The 15,202-nt window shown below is 62.6% G+C and carries 22 protein-coding genes and 1 tRNA gene; 8 read left to right on the plus strand and 15 right to left on the minus strand.

Annotated features, from left to right (window positions below; genetic code table 11):
• The first annotated feature begins 33 nt into the window (after window positions 1-33).
• From BRX37_RS05860 to BRX37_RS05870, 3 genes are all read left to right on the plus strand, one after another.
• Complete coding sequence (locus BRX37_RS05860) at window positions 34-264, plus strand: type II toxin-antitoxin system CcdA family antitoxin (RefSeq protein ID WP_125985881.1); 231 nt, start codon at window positions 34-36, stop codon at window positions 262-264.
• 71 nt (window positions 265-335) lie between these two features.
• Complete coding sequence (parC, locus tag BRX37_RS05865) at window positions 336-2,663, plus strand: DNA topoisomerase IV subunit A (RefSeq protein WP_097383427.1); 2,328 nt, start codon at window positions 336-338, stop codon at window positions 2,661-2,663.
• 68 nt (window positions 2,664-2,731) lie between these two features.
• The gene (locus tag BRX37_RS05870) at window positions 2,732-4,486 is read left to right on the plus strand and encodes a putative bifunctional diguanylate cyclase/phosphodiesterase (RefSeq protein WP_017499514.1); all 1,755 of its coding nucleotides are present in this window, start codon (window positions 2,732-2,734) and stop codon (window positions 4,484-4,486) included.
• Here BRX37_RS05870 and BRX37_RS05875 read toward each other — a convergent pair.
• From BRX37_RS05875 to BRX37_RS05890, 4 genes are read right to left on the minus strand one after another with little or no spacing between them, the layout of a single operon-like run.
• Window positions 4,450-5,661, minus strand: a complete 1,212-nt coding sequence (locus BRX37_RS05875) for a CCA tRNA nucleotidyltransferase (RefSeq protein WP_125985882.1) — start codon at window positions 5,659-5,661, stop codon at window positions 4,450-4,452. The two genes, BRX37_RS05870 and BRX37_RS05875, sit on opposite strands and share 37 nt — an antisense overlap.
• Window positions 5,642-6,253: a CoA pyrophosphatase gene (locus BRX37_RS05880; RefSeq protein ID WP_125985883.1), complete on the minus strand. Its 612-nt coding sequence runs from the start codon at window positions 6,251-6,253 to the stop codon at window positions 5,642-5,644. Before BRX37_RS05880 ends, BRX37_RS05875 begins: the two co-directional genes overlap by 20 nt.
• Entirely contained in the window at window positions 6,250-6,816 is a 567-nt protein-coding gene (locus BRX37_RS05885; RefSeq protein ID WP_125985884.1) for a DUF1285 domain-containing protein, read from the minus strand. Before BRX37_RS05885 ends, BRX37_RS05880 begins: the two co-directional genes overlap by 4 nt.
• Window positions 6,817-6,867: 51 nt before the next feature.
• Window positions 6,868-7,386, minus strand: coding sequence for a GNAT family N-acetyltransferase (locus BRX37_RS05890; RefSeq protein WP_026108829.1), 519 nt, complete (start codon window positions 7,384-7,386; stop codon window positions 6,868-6,870).
• Between the two features lie 125 nt (window positions 7,387-7,511).
• Between BRX37_RS05890 and BRX37_RS05895 the strand changes: the two genes are divergently transcribed.
• Window positions 7,512-7,895: a dihydroneopterin aldolase gene (locus tag BRX37_RS05895; RefSeq protein ID WP_004207337.1), complete on the plus strand. Its 384-nt coding sequence runs from the start codon at window positions 7,512-7,514 to the stop codon at window positions 7,893-7,895.
• Window positions 7,896-7,955: 60 nt separating this feature from the next.
• On the opposite strand, the gene BRX37_RS05900 is transcribed toward BRX37_RS05895, so the two are convergent.
• Window positions 7,956-8,903 (minus strand): isopenicillin N synthase family dioxygenase, encoded by a 948-nt coding sequence (locus tag BRX37_RS05900; RefSeq protein WP_004207336.1) that lies wholly within the window; start codon window positions 8,901-8,903, stop codon window positions 7,956-7,958.
• A gap of 98 nt (window positions 8,904-9,001) precedes the next feature.
• Between BRX37_RS05900 and BRX37_RS05905 the strand changes: the two genes are divergently transcribed.
• Together BRX37_RS05905 and BRX37_RS05910 are read left to right on the plus strand one after the other, a co-directional pair.
• On the plus strand, window positions 9,002-9,409 hold the full coding sequence (locus BRX37_RS05905) for an EVE domain-containing protein (protein ID WP_004207335.1): 408 nt from the start codon (window positions 9,002-9,004) through the stop codon (window positions 9,407-9,409).
• 149 nt (window positions 9,410-9,558) lie between these two features.
• Window positions 9,559-9,849, plus strand: coding sequence for a hypothetical protein (locus tag BRX37_RS05910; protein WP_010337758.1), 291 nt, complete (start codon window positions 9,559-9,561; stop codon window positions 9,847-9,849).
• Window positions 9,850-9,926: 77 nt separating this feature from the next.
• Here BRX37_RS05910 and BRX37_RS05915 read toward each other — a convergent pair whose 3' ends face one another.
• Window positions 9,927-10,229 (minus strand): glycine zipper 2TM domain-containing protein, encoded by a 303-nt coding sequence (locus BRX37_RS05915; RefSeq protein ID WP_004207333.1) that lies wholly within the window; start codon window positions 10,227-10,229, stop codon window positions 9,927-9,929.
• A gap of 121 nt (window positions 10,230-10,350) precedes the next feature.
• On the opposite strand from BRX37_RS05915, the gene BRX37_RS05920 reads away from it, so the two are divergent.
• A complete protein-coding gene (locus tag BRX37_RS05920) occupies window positions 10,351-10,788 on the plus strand; it encodes a cupin domain-containing protein (RefSeq protein ID WP_125985885.1) in 438 nt (145 codons plus the stop codon).
• 173 nt (window positions 10,789-10,961) lie between these two features.
• Here the strand turns inward: BRX37_RS05920 and BRX37_RS05925 are convergent, their stop codons facing one another.
• Window positions 10,962-11,267 carry a hypothetical protein gene (locus tag BRX37_RS05925; RefSeq protein WP_125985886.1) on the minus strand — a complete coding sequence of 102 codons (306 nt, stop codon included), beginning with the start codon at window positions 11,265-11,267 and terminating at the stop codon, window positions 10,962-10,964.
• A gap of 40 nt (window positions 11,268-11,307) precedes the next feature.
• Window positions 11,308-11,387, minus strand: a tRNA-Thr gene (locus BRX37_RS05930).
• A gap of 169 nt (window positions 11,388-11,556) precedes the next feature.
• On the opposite strand from BRX37_RS05930, the gene BRX37_RS05935 reads away from it, so the two are divergent.
• Complete coding sequence (locus tag BRX37_RS05935) at window positions 11,557-12,885, plus strand: tyrosine-type recombinase/integrase (RefSeq protein ID WP_125985887.1); 1,329 nt, start codon at window positions 11,557-11,559, stop codon at window positions 12,883-12,885.
• Here BRX37_RS05935 and BRX37_RS05940 read toward each other — a convergent pair.
• From BRX37_RS05940 to BRX37_RS05970, 7 genes are all read right to left on the minus strand, one after another.
• Complete coding sequence (locus BRX37_RS05940; RefSeq protein ID WP_081331813.1) at window positions 12,869-13,048, minus strand: helix-turn-helix transcriptional regulator; 180 nt, start codon at window positions 13,046-13,048, stop codon at window positions 12,869-12,871. The two genes, BRX37_RS05935 and BRX37_RS05940, sit on opposite strands and share 17 nt — an antisense overlap.
• Window positions 13,049-13,163: 115 nt before the next feature.
• Window positions 13,164-13,478 (minus strand): DUF4926 domain-containing protein, encoded by a 315-nt coding sequence (locus tag BRX37_RS05945; RefSeq protein WP_125985888.1) that lies wholly within the window; start codon window positions 13,476-13,478, stop codon window positions 13,164-13,166.
• Entirely contained in the window at window positions 13,475-13,807 is a 333-nt protein-coding gene (locus BRX37_RS05950) for a hypothetical protein (RefSeq protein ID WP_069338736.1), read from the minus strand. The genes BRX37_RS05945 and BRX37_RS05950 overlap by 4 nt, the downstream gene beginning before the upstream one ends.
• Entirely contained in the window at window positions 13,804-14,004 is a 201-nt protein-coding gene (locus tag BRX37_RS05955) for a hypothetical protein (protein ID WP_069338737.1), read from the minus strand. The genes BRX37_RS05950 and BRX37_RS05955 overlap by 4 nt, the downstream gene beginning before the upstream one ends.
• A complete protein-coding gene (locus BRX37_RS05960) occupies window positions 14,001-14,213 on the minus strand; it encodes a hypothetical protein (protein WP_069338738.1) in 213 nt (70 codons plus the stop codon). The genes BRX37_RS05955 and BRX37_RS05960 overlap by 4 nt, the downstream gene beginning before the upstream one ends.
• Complete coding sequence (locus BRX37_RS05965; RefSeq protein WP_017501256.1) at window positions 14,210-14,479, minus strand: hypothetical protein; 270 nt, start codon at window positions 14,477-14,479, stop codon at window positions 14,210-14,212. Before BRX37_RS05965 ends, BRX37_RS05960 begins: the two co-directional genes overlap by 4 nt.
• Window positions 14,480-14,492: 13 nt before the next feature.
• Window positions 14,493-14,897 (minus strand): HNH endonuclease signature motif containing protein, encoded by a 405-nt coding sequence (locus tag BRX37_RS05970; protein ID WP_017501257.1) that lies wholly within the window; start codon window positions 14,895-14,897, stop codon window positions 14,493-14,495.
• Between the last annotated feature and the right edge of the window lie 305 nt (window positions 14,898-15,202).

Here is a 15,202-nt window from a genome sequence, read left to right on the forward strand (position 1 = left end):
GCATGATATCGTCCTGCAAAAGGTGATCGGCCAATGGATGACGATGAGTTCGCGGCAAGCCGGGCGCGGGTCGAAGCCGCGCGAGAGCGAAACCTGATTGCTGCTGCCGAAGAACTGGGGATGGATCTCAGTCTACGGTCCGAGCCCGGTTTCGTGGAGGAAGTCCGCCATCGCTGGATGGAAGCCAATAGGGACGCGATGGAAAGTTGGAACGCCTATGTCGAGAAGCATGGCCTCCCGCTCGACAAATATCGAAATTTTTGATCGCGGCGCCCAGCCTTGGGGGTGCATAATTCTCGTTTCCGTTCACGTTCCGTCCTGCTAAGCCACTCCCGATGACCGATTTTCGCGACCCGTTCGACGCTATCAAGGACCATCCTTTCGACGCGGCGCTCTCGCAGCGCTATCTGGTCTATGCGCTCTCCACCATCACCGCGCGTTCGCTGCCGGACCTGCGCGACGGGCTGAAGCCGGTGCATCGGCGCCTGCTCTGGGCGATGCGCCTGTTGCGGATGGAGCCGGGCGGCGCGAACCCGGACATTCTGGTCGCCAATCCGGCGCGCAACACCACCAGCTACAAGAAATGCGCCCGCGTCGTCGGCGATGTCATCGGTAAATATCACCCGCATGGCGACGCGTCGGTCTATGACGCGATGGTGCGTCTGGCGCAGGATTTCTCGCTGCGCACCCCGCTGGTCGATGGCCAGGGCAATTTCGGCAATATCGACGGCGATAATGCGGCGGCCATGCGCTATACCGAGGCGCGACTGACCCAGGCGGCTGCCGACCTGATGGCGGGCCTTGACGAAGGCACGGTCGATTTTCGTCCGACCTATAATGGCGAGGATGAGGAGCCGGAGGTTTTTCCCGGCCTCTTCCCCAATTTGCTGGCCAACGGCGCCAGCGGCATCGCCGTCGGCATGGCGACCAGCATCCCGCCGCACAATGTCGGCGAACTGCTGGATGCCGCCACCCTGCTGATCGACAGCCCGGAGGCGGACGACGCCGCGCTGATGGAGATCGTCAAGGGACCGGACTTCCCGACCGGCGGCGTGTTGGTCGATAATCAGGCGATCATTTCCGAAGCCTATCGCACCGGGCGCGGCTCCTTCCGCACCCGTGCCCGCTTCTCGACCGGCCGCAACGAGGATGGCAGCTGGGAAGCGGAAGGGATCGAGAAGCTGGCCGGCGGCACCTGGCAGCTGGTGATTTCCGAAATCCCCTATCAGGTACAGAAGTCCAAGCTGATCGAGCAGATTGCGGCGCTGATCAACGACAAGAAGCTGCCGATCCTGGAAGATGTGCGCGACGAGAGCGACGAGGCGATCCGTATCGTCATCGTGCCCAAGAGCCGCAACGTCCCGGTCGATGTGCTCAAGGACAGCCTGTTCCGGCTGACCGACCTGGAAAATCGTTTTCCGCTCAATCTCAACGTGCTCGACGCCAGCCACACGCCGAGGGTGCTGGGGCTGCGCGCGGTGCTGGTCGAATGGCTCAAGCACCAGATCGAGGTGCTGGTCCGCCGGGCGCAGCACCGGCTGGAGAAGATTGCCGCGCGGCTGGAACTGCTCGACGGTTATATCATTGCCTATCTCAACCTCGACCGGGTGATCGAGATCATCCGCACCGAGGATGAGCCGAAAGACGTGATGATGGCCGAGTTCAGCCTGACCGACCGTCAGGCCGAAGCGATCCTCAACATGCGGCTGCGCAGCTTGCGCAAGCTGGAGGAAATGGAGTTGCGCCGCGAACATGCCGAACTGGTCAAGGAGCAGGCTGAGCTGGAAAAGCTGGTCGAGAGCCCGGCCCGGCAGCGCACCCGGCTGAAGCGCGACATTGCCGACCTGCGCAAGCGCTATGGTCCCGATACGGTGATCGGCCGGCGCCGCACTTTGGTCGAGGAAGCCGGTCCGGCGCGTGAGATCCCGCTGGAGGCGATGATCGAGCGCGAGCCGGTGACGGTGATCCTGTCCGAGCGCGGCTGGATCCGCGCGATGAGCGGGCATCGCGACCTGGCCGCGGCCGATACGCTGAAGTTCAAGGAAGGCGATGGCCCGCAATTCGCCTTCCACGCATACACCACCGACAAGCTGCTGATGGCGACGTCGAGCGGGCGCATTTACACGCTGGGCGCCGACAAGCTGCCGGGCGGGCGCGGCTTTGGTGATCCGGTGCGGATGATGGTCGACATGGACGATCAGGGCGGCATCGTCGCGCTGATGCCGGCCAGGACGGGTGGGCAGTTGCTGCTGGCTTCGTCCGACGGGCGCGGCTTCCTCGCTGATGTGGCGGATATCCTAGCGGAGACGCGCAAGGGCAAGCAGGTGGTCAATGTCCGCACGGGCGCCAAGCTTGCCGTGGTGCATGCGGTCGATCCGGAGGCGGACAGCATTGCCGTCATCGGCGAGAACCGGAAGCTGCTGGTCTATTCGATCATCGAAATGCCCAAGATGGCGCGCGGGCAGGGGGTGCAGATGCAGCGCTATCGCGACGGCGGCCTGTCCGACGCGATCGCCTTCCGCCTGAGCGACGGGATCAGCTGGGCGATGGGCGGCGAGACCGGCCGGACCCGGACCGAGGCGGACATGACGCCATGGCGGGTCGCGCGCGGCGCCGCCGGTCGCATGCCACCGACAGGCTTCCCGCGCGACAACAAGTTCTGACGCAAATTCAGCACCATCGGCAGATGTTCGTTTCCCGAATATTTACCCTTGGCGGATAAGGCAGAGGCATGAAAGCCATGTCGGTGCGTAGCTGGCCCCCTGAACAGACCAGTGGCCTCCCCTTGCCCGGGGATGATGACACGCATCTGCCGCACATGATCGGAGCGAGCGAATGGCTCACCGCCCTGTCGCAGGCTGCGGCAATTTTATCGTGTGAAAACAATGCTATAAACATTGTCGAGGCGAATGAGCCGTTCCTCAAGGCGTTCCGGGAACATCGCGAACGTACGGCCGCAACGGCCCAGGCATCGGCCGAATGGCGCGCGCGCGTCACTGGTTTCGCCCAGTCGGATCGCGATTCGGAAAGTTTCGAAATCCGCCGCGATGGCAAGCTTGGCCCTGAATATTTTCTCTGCACGCTCGGACGGCTGCGGGCCACCGGTGCGCGCACCGAACAATTTCTCTTCACCGCGATCGATCGCACCAGCGAGCGGACGATGGAGAAGAATTTGCGGCGCGAGCTGCTTTCCGACGGCCTGACCGCGCTGCCCAACCGCACCGGCTTTGGTGAGGAAATCGACGATCGGCTGGCCAATGGCAGTTGGCCGGACAATGCCCAGTTCGGTATCATCGCGATCGATCTCAGCCGCTTCAGCCGGGTGAACGAATCGCTGGGTCCGATGGCGGGTGACGAACTGTTGATCACGGTCGCCAAGCGGCTCAAATCCTGCCTGCGTCAGGGCGATGTGCTGGCCCGCATCGGCGGCAATGACTTTGCAATTTTTGCGCGCTTGAACAATGGCTTGTCCGATTCTCTTCAGATCGTTCAGAGGATCAGGGAGGCGCTGAGTTCGCCGATCCGCCTGTCTGACCTGCAGATCCGTGTCGATTGCGCGATCGGCTGCGCCCTGTCGACGCATCTGGAGGATGATCCGGACGATGTCGTCCGCAAGGCGCAGGCGGCGGTCAAGATCGCCAAGCGCACCGGCAAGGTCGAGATCTATCGCAATGGCGTGCTCAAGGAAGCGCAGCGCCGCTTCTCGATCGAGAGCCGGTTGCGTGATGCGCTGGCCCATGGCGGGCTGACCCTGGCCTATCAGCCGCTGATCCATCTCCAGACCGGCGAAATTACCGGTTTCGAGGCGCTGGCGCGTTGGGATGACCCGGAATTGGGCCATGTCTCGCCGGTGGAGTTCGTGCCGGTCGCGGAAGAGAGCGGTCTCATCACCCCGCTCGGTCGCTGGGCCGCCTATGAAGCGGCGCAGGCGCTGAGCCGCTGGGACGCGAAATTCGGCCAGGCCCTGCCGGTCGGCGTCAACGTCAACCTGTCGCCGATCCAGATGGCGCGCGACGATGTCGCATCGATGTTTGAGGAAGCGCTGCGCTATTCGGGCATTGGCGGCCATCGCTTGACCGCCGAACTGACCGAAAGCGCGATCATCGCCGATCCGGACAAGGCGCGCAAATTGCTGTTCGCGCTCAAGGATCTGCAGATGCCGATCGCGATGGACGATTTCGGCACCGGCTTCTCCAACCTGGCGAGCCTGCACAGCCTGCCGATCGACATCCTCAAAATTGATCGAAGCTTCGTATCCAACATGCTGGAAGATCACGATAAAGCTGTGATCGTACGCACCATATTGTCATTGGCCGAATCGCTCAACCTGCGGGTCACGGCCGAGGGTATCGAAACCCAGGAACTGGCCGACATGCTGCAGAAGATGGGATGCTGGCAGGGGCAGGGCTATTATTTCGCCCGCCCGATGAGCGAAGCCGATGCCTTCGACTATTGGCGCGTGCGCTGGAATTTCGAGACGATCTGATCGGCGATTTCGCCGACCCGGTCGGCGTCGGGGAAATCCTCCGCCACCCATGATTTCTGCACTTCCTGCAAGGCACGGGCGACGTCCGGGCCGGGCTGGAGGCCGCGCGCGATCAGCGCGCCGCCGCCGATCGGCAGGCTGGGCGGTGTCCAGCCGTCGAGCGGGACCAATGCCGACAGGGGCGCTGCGGGATCGAGCAGGATGCGGTCGATCGCGCCTTCCATGCCGACCCGGTGCGCCAGCGCGCGCGGCCCTTCGGGTGCGGAGGCGGTTTCGAGCGCGGTGATCAGCCGCTTGCGTGCCTTGTTGGACAGTTTCAGCCTCGCGCCGATCTGGTCGGCTATCGCCGCATCGGCCGGCACCAGCGCGGCCAGCCGGCGCAGCGCCGATGGCGCCATGTTCGCCTCATTCTCCCGTGCGATCAGCTTAGCCAGCCGGTCGATGCCTTCGTGCGTGATTTCGGGCAGCACCGGCAGCCAGATCCCGCCGTCCACCATCAGCCGCAGCGCCGGTACGGGATCGCGCACCACCAGCAATTTGAGCAGTTCGTCGGCGATCCGCTCGCGTGACAGCGCCATCAGGCTGTTGGCAGCAGCGACGCAGGCATCGTAGGCCGATGCGTCAACTTCGTTGTCGCCATAGCGGGCCAGGAAACGGAAATAGCGCAGGATGCGCAGATGATCCTCGGCGATCCGCGCGCTGGCATCGCCGATGAAGCGCAGGTGCCGGGCGTCGAGATCGGCCACGCCGCCGAAATAGTCGCTGATCGCGCCGGTCAGCGGATCGGCATAGAGGGCGTTGAAGGTGAAGTCGCGTCGGGCGGCATCCTGCTGCCAGTCATCGGTATAGGCGATGGTGGCGCGGCGGCCGTCGGTGCTGACGTCGCGGCGCAGCGTGGTGATTTCGACCGGCCCGTCGGGCAGCACGGCGGTGATCGTGCCATGCTCGATCCCGGTCGGCACCGCCTTGATCCCGGCCGCCTTCAGCCGATCGACCACATCCTGCGGCATCAGGCTGGTGGCGATGTCGAGATCATTGACCGGCAGGCCAAGCAGCCCGTCGCGCACCGCGCCACCGACATAGCGGGCACGGCCCTGGTTGGCATCGAGTGCGGCGAGAAGGCCGGAAAGGCCGGAGCGGTGGCGCCACGGGGCGTCAGGAAGAATGCGGGTCATGGCCGAGCCTGCGGGAAAGATTGGCGAGGATGGCAGCGGTCACGCCCCAGATGCGGCGGCCCTGCCAGTCGATTTCATAATATTGCCGCTCGATGCCTTCGAACATCAGGCTGCGGCGCACCCGATTGGCCGGATCGAGCGCATAGTCAAGCGGCAGTTCGAACCAGTCGGCCACTTCGCCCGGTTGGGCGCGCAGCGGCAGGTCGGGCGGGATGACGCCCAGCACCGGCACGATGTCGAAGCCGGTGAAGGTATGATAACGATCCGAGGTGCCGATGATGTCGACCCGGTCGGAGGGGAGGGCGATTTCCTCGCGGGCCTCGCGTAGGGCGCCGGCAATCTCATCGGCATCGCCGGGGTCGACCCGGCCGCCGGGGAAGGCGATCTGGCCGGCATGCTTGCGCAGCGTCTCTGAACGCTGGGTCAGGATCAGGCCGGGATTGGCCCGGTCGGTGATCGCGACCAGCACCGCGGCGGGCGCCAGCGCCATGTCGCCGACGATGCGCGGATCGCGGGTTTCGGACGGCAGCAACTGGATGTCGCGGCTATGCCCGTCGATCAGGGCGGCGCGCAGCCGCTCGGCCAGCGTCATGCCGCGCCGTCCAGCGGAAAGAAACTGCCTTCGCTCCACAAGCCGACCCGCTCGCCTTCTTCATCCAAGGCCAGGTTCATCAGTTCATAATAGACGCTGCGCACGACCAGCGCGTCGAGCCCGGCACGGACGTGGAGATAGGGATGGGGACCATCATCCTTCTCGCGCAGGGTCAGTGCATGGTCGGGGCCGGCCGGTACCAGTTCGCCGGTGTTGAGCCGGAAGGCGAGGTTCCGGCTGGCGCCTTCGCCCTCGCTCTTGAGTTCGACCGCAACGAAGGGAGCATCCTCGACCGCGATGCTCAGCTTCTCGACCGGGGTGACCAGCACATAGGAGCCGTCGCCCTCACGCCGCAATATGGTGGAAAAGAGCCGCACCATCGCTTCGCGCCCGATCGGCGATCCCTGATGGAACCAGGTGCCGTCGCGCGCGATCCGCATCTCGCTGTCGCCGCAATGGTCGGGATTCCATTTCTCGACCGGCGGCAGCCGCTTTTCGGCGGCTAGGCGGGCAATGTCGGCGAGCGACAGCTCGGCGAGGTCGGGCAGGGGCTCCATCGGCATGAAAAGCAGATAGGAGCGGCCGGCCCGCTTGGCAAAGGTCTTTCGGTCGGGTCAGGCGGTAACGGTGATTCGCGGCGACAGCATGCCGGTTCCGCCGACCGGGCGGCCATCGACCGACAAGGCGAGCAGGCGCCGGGGCTCGAACGGGCCGGGGCAATCCCAGCCGGCGGTGCCGTCGGCGGTGAAGCCCCAGAAGCGGCCATAATATTCCGGATCGCCGATCATCATCAGCGGTTCGCAGGCCTGTGCGCGGGCGGCGGCGACCACCGCATCCATCATCGCGCGGCCGTGGCCGCCCTTCTGATGCGCCGGCGCAACCGCGACCGGGCCGACCATGATCAGCGGCAATTGGCTGCCATCCTCGTGGGTTAGCGCCACCGGCCAGCTTTGCAGCGATCCAATCAGTTCACCCTTTTCGTCCAGCACCGCGAAGGACAGGGCGGGCAGCCAGGGCATGCCATCGCGGATCAGATAGGCGGTGCGGCCGTGCCGGTCAGGACCGAAGGCGGCGTCCAGCAGGCCCTCGATCGCGTCGGCGGGCTGGCTGTCGAGGGGAAGAATTGCTGACATGTCTTGCCGATCCGCCATCAATGGCGCATGGACCGCGCCGGAAGCGGCGGGCCTATAGCGTCCATGCCGCAAAAGGAAAGATCAAACTGGACCCGCGCCCTTCGCGCGACCGGACATGGCGAGCTATGGACAGCATTTTTGACGATTATCTGACGCTGGAGGTCAACAACCTGCACGTCGACGTATTGACCGGCATCTATTCGGAAGAGACGCATCTGCCCCAGCCGCTGCGCATCTCGATCCGGGCCAAGCTGCGGATTGCGGACCATTATGATCCCGATACGCCGCTCAGCGAATCGAAAAATTACATGGACCTCAAGCATGCCGCGTCGACCGCGCTGCCCGAGGGGCTGCACTTCACTCTGATCGAGGGCGTGGCCGACCATATCATCGAGACCATCTTCCTGCAGGACGACAAGGTCCGCCATGTCGAGGTGAAGATCGTCAAGCTGGCGCTGAGCGAGCGGGGCGAGGAAATCGGCATCACCCTGGGCCGCGGCCGGAAATAAGCGCAGCTTGCGCTGAGAATGAAAGGCCCGCCGCTGCCGGATGCAGCGGCGGGCCTTTTCTTACGCCTTCTTGATCAGGCCGATCTCGATCAGGCGCTCGGTCAGATAATCATGCGCACTGATCGGCTCCTCGCGGCGCGGATTGTCGGGCGTCACGCATTGCGGCAGCGCGTCGATCATGAAGTCGGGGCGCAGATGCAGGAAGAAGGGCATGGAATAGCGCGAATGGCCGCGCCGTTCGGGCGGCGGATTGACGACGCGGTGGCTGGTCGAGGGTAGCACATGGTTGGTCAGCCGCTGCAGCATGTCGCCGACATTGATCGCGAGCGCGCCCGGCGGCGGCACGACCGGCAGCCAGTTGCCGTCGCGGTCCTTCAGTTCCAGCCCGCCTTCTTCGGCGCCCAGCAGCAGGGTGATGAGGTTGATATCCTCATGCGCGCCGGCGCGGATGCCCGGTGCCTCGGGCGACACCGGCGGATAATGGAGCAGGCGCAGGATCGAGTTGCCATCCTTGATCGGGCCGTCGAACCAGCGTTCGGGCAGGCCCAGATAGAGGGCAATCGCCGACAGCAGTTCCGCGCCGACCCGGTCGAACTCGGCATAGAGCGGCGCGAACACGTCGCGGAACGCCGGCATTTCGGTCGGCCAGACATTGGGCGGCATGGTTTCGGCAAGCGGATCGCCGGGCGCAAGGTCGCGGCCGACATGCCAGAATTCCTTGAGGTCATTCTCGCTCGCGCCCTTGGCGATCTCCACGCCGAAAGCGGTGTAGCCGCGCTGGCCGCCATTGAACTTGGCATCATAGGCGCGCTTCATTTCGACTGGCTGGGCGAAAAATTCGCGGGCCAGCGCCCATCCCTTGTCGACCAGCGCCTGGTCCATGCCATGGTCCTTGACCATGGCGAAGCCGAAGCGTTGGAAGGAACCACCGAAGGCGGCGGCGAAATCGCCCTTGCTCATCTCTGCCATGGACAGGACGGGCACCTGGTCCAGCACGGATTGCGACACGTATATTCTCCAGATCGATTTGCTTGCAGATGATATAGCGATCAGCCGCCATGGTTCCCATCCTTGATCGTCCTTGGCGCCTGATGCAAGGATGCGGCATGAACTACTGGCTGATGAAATCGGAACCCGACGTCTTTTCCTATGCCGACCTGGTCAAGAAGGGGAAGGCGGAATGGGACGGGGTGCGCAACCATGCCGCCCAGTTGCACATGAAGGCGATGCGCAAGGGCGACCTGGCCTTCTTCTATCACAGCAATATCGGCGTCGAGGCGGTCGGCATCATGGAGATTGTCGAGGAAGCGGCGCCGGACAGCACCGACGAGACCGGCAAGTGGATCGCGGTCCATGTTGCGCCGCACAAGAAACTGGATCGCCCGGTGACGCTGAAGACGATGAAGGCGGACCCGGCATTGGCCGACATGGTGATGTTGCGGCAATCGCGCCTGTCCGTCGCGCCGCTGACGCCGCAGCAGTTCGAGCATATCGTCGCCTTGTCAAAGGCTTAGAAAAACGAGACTGCCTCGATTGCGTTCCGCGCAACTGGAACGCCGTTTTTTGCGATTGTATGAGTTTTTGCGCTGCAACATATGGGTGGCAACAGAACAGAATGTCCAAGAGGTGTTTGAGGGCATTCACAAGGAGCACACCCATGCGAATGCTGTCCAAGTTTGTTGTCGCCGGCGCCCTGAGCGCCATCGTTGCCGTCGCTGCCCCCGCCAATGCGCAGGACGCCGCCAAGCAGCGCTTCACCCACGAAGGCTACACCTACGTCTATGACGTCAAGGATACCAAGACCGGCAAGGTGATCTCGGGCCGTCGTTACCCCGACGCCGTCGCCTTCAACCTGCAGGTCAAGGGTGACAAGGTTTCGGGCGTCTCGGGCGGCCAGACCGTGTCGTTCAAGGTCGATGACGCGCGCGGCGCGGCTTCGGGCGCGACCAACTAAGCCATTTGGCCTCGGCCATCAAAAAGGGCGGCTTCCCAATGGGAAGCCGCCCTTTTTCGTTGTCCTTGACGACGGGATCAGCGGCAGCGGCGCTTGCTGTCGATTTCCTTGCCGAGCAGTGCGCCGCCAGCAGCGCCCAGGATGGTGCCGGTCGCACGGTCGCCGCGGGTGTCGATCGCGCGGCCGACCAGCGCGCCGCCGACGCCGCCGATGATCAGGCCGGTCGTGCCGTCGGACTTGCGGCAATAGGTGCGCCCGTCGCGACCGCGCCATTCCTTGTAGCGATAATGTTTGCGGGCCTGTGCGCCGTCCGTGGGAACGGCCATCGACACGGGAATGGCCAGCGACAGGGCGGCCATGGCCATCAGGGCGTTACGCATAATATCTCCTCCGAATTGCGTTGTCAGCCGATTGAACCCCTGCCTATTGACCTAGGTTGCATGAACCTCTGACAACGGCATAAGTTTTTGTTTCAGCGGAAATTAAATTTGAGGTGAAGCGATGAACGCAGGCGACGGGCAGGATGCTGCGGCACTGATCCGGGCGCTCGACCTGGCCCCGCATCCCGAAGGCGGCTGGTATCGCGAAACCTGGCGCGCACAGGCGGCTGTGGGCCAGAGGGCGGCCGGCACGGCGATCCTGTTCCTGTTGGAGGCGCATCAGCGATCACACTGGCATAGGGTCGATGCTGACGAGATGTGGTTCTGGCATGCGGGGGCGCCGATCGTCCTGGGCATCGCTCCGCCGCAGGGGCTTGGCGTCGATCATCACCTCGGCCCGGATATCGCCGCGGGACAGATGCCGCAGCGCCTGGTCCCGGCGCATCATTGGCAGGCGGCGCGGCCGGTCGACGGATGGGCGCTCGTCAGTTGCACGGTCACGCCGGGCTTCGACTTTGCCGGATTCACGCTGGCACCGCCCGATTGGGCACCCGCCTGAAGCGCGCAGATTTCCGTCGATTTTCAGACTTATCCAAAGTTATCCACAGATTTGTGGCGCGGCCTGTCTTCAAACTGTCGGAATCCGCTTTGTGCGACTCGCGGATCGTGACAGCATCCTCGTATCGGGACATTCGGCAAGGAGCGATCCAAAGCCGGAAAATCCAAGAGAAATCAAGGATTTTTTGCCCTGATGGTCCGTTGGAAGCTGCCATGCGCGAGGATGGCAGGGACGATCGGATCCAAGCCTTTCAGGATGATGCCGGGTACGCGCGAAAGTGAACGTCGGGCTTCGGATGAAAGGTCAGCAACGGTGAACAGACCTTCGGGCTCGTTCTCCCGCGCGAAGATGTGGCAACACATCACATCGCCGGACCGGAAGGCGCAGCCTGCAAGGGCATGTGGCCGAAAGGAATCGACGTTAGTGGGGGCCGGCAGCAATGTCGGCCCCCATTTTGTTTCCGGGATGCCGAGTGCCATCCAGTGCGCATGAACGCACTGTTCAAGAGTCCGTCGGTGCCGGCTGAGGGGATCGAACCCCCGACCTTCGGTTTACAAAACCGAAAAGCCGTGTTCTCGGTGAAACCGAGCGAAACTGCCTAGAACTAGAAAATCCTATAAAATACAACGATCTATTCCACGCTCTTTGTTTCATGTCGAACCAAGCGGTTTTGCGCTGTTTCGACAAAAGTTTCCCCCAAGTTTCCCCCGGATTTGTGTTGCTCTGCATTTTGACCTTCGGTATCGGGGGAAACATTCGGAGGGAAGTATGGCAGCGAAAAAGGCATTCACCGACCGTTGGGTCGAGGCAGTCAAGGCGACCGACAAGCGGCAGGAAATTTCAGACCCTGGCTGTCGCGGCCTTTATCTGATCGTGCAGCCTGCGCCTGGCGGGAAAAAGTCGTGGGCTTGGCGCGGGAAGGCGAAAGGGGCTTCGGCGGTCCAGAAGAAGACGCTGGGATCGTATCCCGCGCACAGCTTGGCAGAAGCGCGTGATTGGGCCGACAAGCTGACTGCTGCGCGCGAAGCTGGGATCGATCTCGACGCGGTTCGACGGGAGGAAGAGGCAAAGGCGGCGGCGGCGGCGGCTGCGGCTTCTGATCGCGCCAGCCGGACGCTCGATTGGTTTTGGACGATTTACGAGCCGCGCTTTATCGACGTGTTGGACGACGCAGCCAATTCGCGGGGAATGTGGCGGAACGACATACAGCCTGCGCTGGGCGCCCTGGTAATGACCGACATCAGGCACGAAGATGTCGAACGCATGGTCGAGAAAGTGCGTCAGCGCGCGCCGGTTCGGGCCAATCGCGTTCTCTCGATGACGAAGACGATCTTCAAACGCGCATTGAGCTATTACCGCAGCCAAACGCTAATGACGACCAATCCGGCCGAATATGTCATGGCGCCGACCAAAGAAGTCTCGCGCGATCGGGTGCTTCGCCGCGACGAATTTGGAATCGTCCTACGCGTCATAGACGAAATGATCGACAGCCAGGAATTCTACGGACCCTATGCGAGGAGTTTGCGCCTGATCGTTGCCACAGGCGTTCGTCGAGATGAAGCAGCAGAAGCGCCTTGGCATGAATTCGATCTTGATGGGGGAAGCTGGCTCATCCCGGGCGAGCGAACGAAAAATGGCCTGCCGCTCTTACTCGATTTGACGCCGAACACGCTGGAATATTTGAGCGGATTGAAAGCACCTAACCGCAGCGAATATGTCTTCAATTCGGTGTCGAAGCCGACAGTGCCGATGTCGGGATTTAGCAAGGCGAAAGACGTGGTTTTCGGACGCACGGTCGAAATTGCAACAGCGGAGGGGGTTCGGCTGGAGAATTGGACGGCGCATGATTTGCGGCGCACCGTTGCCACCATGATGAACGACCTGGCGGACGAGGACGGTAACCCGCTGATCCAACCGGCCATCGTGGAAGCGACGCTGAACCACATCAGTGGCGTCAAATCAGACGTGGCAGGCGTCTATAACCGGGCGGCCTACCGGGCGCAGAAGAAGCGCGCGCTACTGGTCTGGGAAGCCGAACTGGACGCGATCCGACAGGAGAGCGTCCAGCGAGCCGAAGCAATTAAGCAGGCGGCCTAGAGGTCTGCCAGGCGGTGATATCGCTTGCGAGATAGCCGATCCTGTTTTTGGTCAACTGTCGGGGCGGGGGGAATTCTCCCGCCCTTCGCATGCGGAAAATAGTGGTGCGCGACAAGCCGGTCAGACGGATGGCTTCGGCCTGGGACAGGTAGTAATCAGACATGGTGTTAGATGGTTTCAAACTGTTGAAGCCTGATCATAGCCGGGTCACCGCGTTTCGCCGATAAATCAATTAAATCGACAGATTTTCGGATTGGCGCTATCGTCGTCGCGCCCCGTCATTCCGACCGTCCGACCGTCCGTAATTGCCCAGCCGTCACCCGCACGGTCGTGGCCGGAAATTCCACCTCGAACGATCCGTCGGCGTAGGTCGCAACGATTGCGCCGATTGTTCCGGCCGGGACGGTTCGCTTGACGGTCCCGGTCGGGGTGGCCCAGTCTTCGGTGATCGGTTCGACCAGGACGACGACATCGAGGTCGGTCAGGGCGGCCATCACCCGATCGTCGGGCCAGCCCGTCACGTCCACCGTTTTGACCAGGCCACGATCGGCAGCGTCCGCAAGGGCTATCAGGCGGGCCAGACGGTCGGTCACTCCGGCTGTCCTCCCCACCGCAGGCGGAAGAGAATTTCATCTTCGGCCCGACCGAACTGGAAGACGAGCGGATACATCTCGAAATCGGGGCTGATCAATCGGCACCAGATGCCCGCCTGACGACACCATATGCGCATGTCGTCGGGAACACCAAAAGTCTCGTCACTCCGGACGATGAACGGCTTTGAAATCATCCGCTCGAATTCAGCCTTTTGCTCAACCGTGGGCGACAGTATTCCTTTCATGGCTTCGCTAAGGCGGATCGTGGACAGCCCGAACCCGAAAATCGCCAGTATGGCGGGGGATGGTTGGACGGATTTGCCGGTCATCCCTTCACCTCCAGTTTCGGGGTCAGCACGGCCTGGCCGATCGACGACAGGATGCTTTCCAGATCATGGTGCATCGCCTGCTGGTCGGGACCGTCCGGGTCGAGCATTGACAGCAGCCGGTCCAGCTTGGTTTCGACGCGGTCGAGTTTGGTCTCGATGGTGATCAGACGGTGGGTGATGGTTCGGTCGATGGTCATGCCGCGCCCCCCTTGGTCAGCCAATCGAAGACAGTCGGCGCGACACCGGCCAGCAATATCATCGACCCGGCGCTGCCGAAGTGACGGCCCCAGCGGCGCAGCCATGTCCGATCCGGGTGGTCGATGTGGCTGTCGAGCAGGTGGAAGCCGACGATGAACGAGAGACCGGCGACGAACGTCACGGCCTGGTGGATGGCTTCGTGGGTCATGCCGCGCCCTCCCGGACCATATCCTGGTGGACCTGCACGAAGTGACCAAGGGCACGGCGATGCGGTGACGCTTGCAGAACCAGGCGGCCGTCGATGACCTGGACGGTCGAATAGATGGCGGCGTCGAGGTCAGGTCCGATGCGCTTCGAAGCGCGGGCGATGAAATCGCCGATGTTTTCGATGTCATAATCAAAGCAGAATTCCTCGGCGAATTCGGTGACGATCGACGGGAAATCGAGAAGGGTGGAAAGGTCGAATGTGATCACGGGTGTGGAACTCTCAATGCAGGGTGGTCGGGGTGGTGGCGGCACGGCGTTCGGCGGCGTGGCGGCGCTTATCGGCGGAATTTTCGCGGGGCGTGGCCCACCGCAAATTGTCCAGGCGATTGTCGGCGCGACGACCATTCCAGTGCGCGGCCTGTGCGCCTTCGAAGGGCGGAAGGCTGTCGTGCGCCATCAAGACGAGGCGATGGACATACATGTGACGGGCCTTGCCGTTGTCGTCGATCAGGACGATCTGCCGGTAGCCTTTGCCGCTGTCGTAGTCGGCCATGATCGCGCCGGAAGCGGTAGCGATGCGGCCCTGGTCGGAAACGCGGTAGCGGGTGAAGCCAGGGATCGATTTGAAGGTTTCGGTGGAAGTGGTCGGCCGGTTTGCCTGGCCGAATGCAGTAACGGTAATCATAATCAAAAGCACCAAAATGATTGATACTTTTATTTATCATTGAGAATTTCTGGTTATATTTGGACTTAATTTCGAAATGTGATATAAGGGGAAGGTCTTTAAGACTGTTTCTTTTCAAACTACGACTTGCCCAGGATAGCGATGGTCCGGGGCTTTTTTGTTTCGTCAGGCGGCTTTTTTCGCCTTCGCTTCTGCCCGCTGCCGGGCCTTTTTCTCGCGCTGATGTTCTCGCTCTTCCTCGGGTGTGCGCTTCGGCTTCGACGGTCGTCCGGCCCGCTTCGCTTCGGCGGTAGCGAAGCCCAAAT

Source organism: Sphingomonas sp. S-NIH.Pt3_0716 (assembly GCF_003950715.1).
GTDB classification, from domain to species: domain Bacteria; phylum Pseudomonadota; class Alphaproteobacteria; order Sphingomonadales; family Sphingomonadaceae; genus Sphingobium; species Sphingobium yanoikuyae_A.

Excerpts from the sequence above, each read along its gene's own strand:
- BRX37_RS05860 (WP_125985881.1), top strand. The coding sequence starts at position 34 with ATGGATGACGATGAGTTCGCGGCAAGCCGGGCGCGGGTCGAAGCCGCG.
- parC (WP_097383427.1), top strand. The coding sequence starts at position 336 with ATGACCGATTTTCGCGACCCGTTCGACGCTATCAAGGACCATCCTTTC.
- BRX37_RS05870 (WP_017499514.1), top strand. The coding sequence starts at position 2,732 with ATGAAAGCCATGTCGGTGCGTAGCTGGCCCCCTGAACAGACCAGTGGC.
- BRX37_RS05875 (WP_125985882.1), bottom strand. The coding sequence starts at position 5,661 with ATGACCCGCATTCTTCCTGACGCCCCGTGGCGCCACCGCTCCGGCCTT.
- BRX37_RS05880 (WP_125985883.1), bottom strand. The coding sequence starts at position 6,253 with ATGACGCTGGCCGAGCGGCTGCGCGCCGCCCTGATCGACGGGCATAGC.
- BRX37_RS05885 (WP_125985884.1), bottom strand. The coding sequence starts at position 6,816 with ATGCCGATGGAGCCCCTGCCCGACCTCGCCGAGCTGTCGCTCGCCGAC.
- BRX37_RS05890 (WP_026108829.1), bottom strand. The coding sequence starts at position 7,386 with ATGTCAGCAATTCTTCCCCTCGACAGCCAGCCCGCCGACGCGATCGAG.
- BRX37_RS05895 (WP_004207337.1), top strand. The coding sequence starts at position 7,512 with ATGGACAGCATTTTTGACGATTATCTGACGCTGGAGGTCAACAACCTG.
- BRX37_RS05905 (WP_004207335.1), top strand. The coding sequence starts at position 9,002 with ATGAACTACTGGCTGATGAAATCGGAACCCGACGTCTTTTCCTATGCC.
- BRX37_RS05910 (WP_010337758.1), top strand. The coding sequence starts at position 9,559 with ATGCTGTCCAAGTTTGTTGTCGCCGGCGCCCTGAGCGCCATCGTTGCC.
- BRX37_RS05915 (WP_004207333.1), bottom strand. The coding sequence starts at position 10,229 with ATGCGTAACGCCCTGATGGCCATGGCCGCCCTGTCGCTGGCCATTCCC.
- BRX37_RS05920 (WP_125985885.1), top strand. The coding sequence starts at position 10,351 with ATGAACGCAGGCGACGGGCAGGATGCTGCGGCACTGATCCGGGCGCTC.
- BRX37_RS05925 (WP_125985886.1), bottom strand. The coding sequence starts at position 11,267 with ATGGCACTCGGCATCCCGGAAACAAAATGGGGGCCGACATTGCTGCCG.
- BRX37_RS05935 (WP_125985887.1), top strand. The coding sequence starts at position 11,557 with ATGGCAGCGAAAAAGGCATTCACCGACCGTTGGGTCGAGGCAGTCAAG.
- BRX37_RS05940 (WP_081331813.1), bottom strand. The coding sequence starts at position 13,048 with ATGTCTGATTACTACCTGTCCCAGGCCGAAGCCATCCGTCTGACCGGC.
- BRX37_RS05950 (WP_069338736.1), bottom strand. The coding sequence starts at position 13,807 with ATGACCGGCAAATCCGTCCAACCATCCCCCGCCATACTGGCGATTTTC.
- BRX37_RS05955 (WP_069338737.1), bottom strand. The coding sequence starts at position 14,004 with ATGACCATCGACCGAACCATCACCCACCGTCTGATCACCATCGAGACC.
- BRX37_RS05960 (WP_069338738.1), bottom strand. The coding sequence starts at position 14,213 with ATGACCCACGAAGCCATCCACCAGGCCGTGACGTTCGTCGCCGGTCTC.
- BRX37_RS05970 (WP_017501257.1), bottom strand. The coding sequence starts at position 14,897 with ATGATTACCGTTACTGCATTCGGCCAGGCAAACCGGCCGACCACTTCC.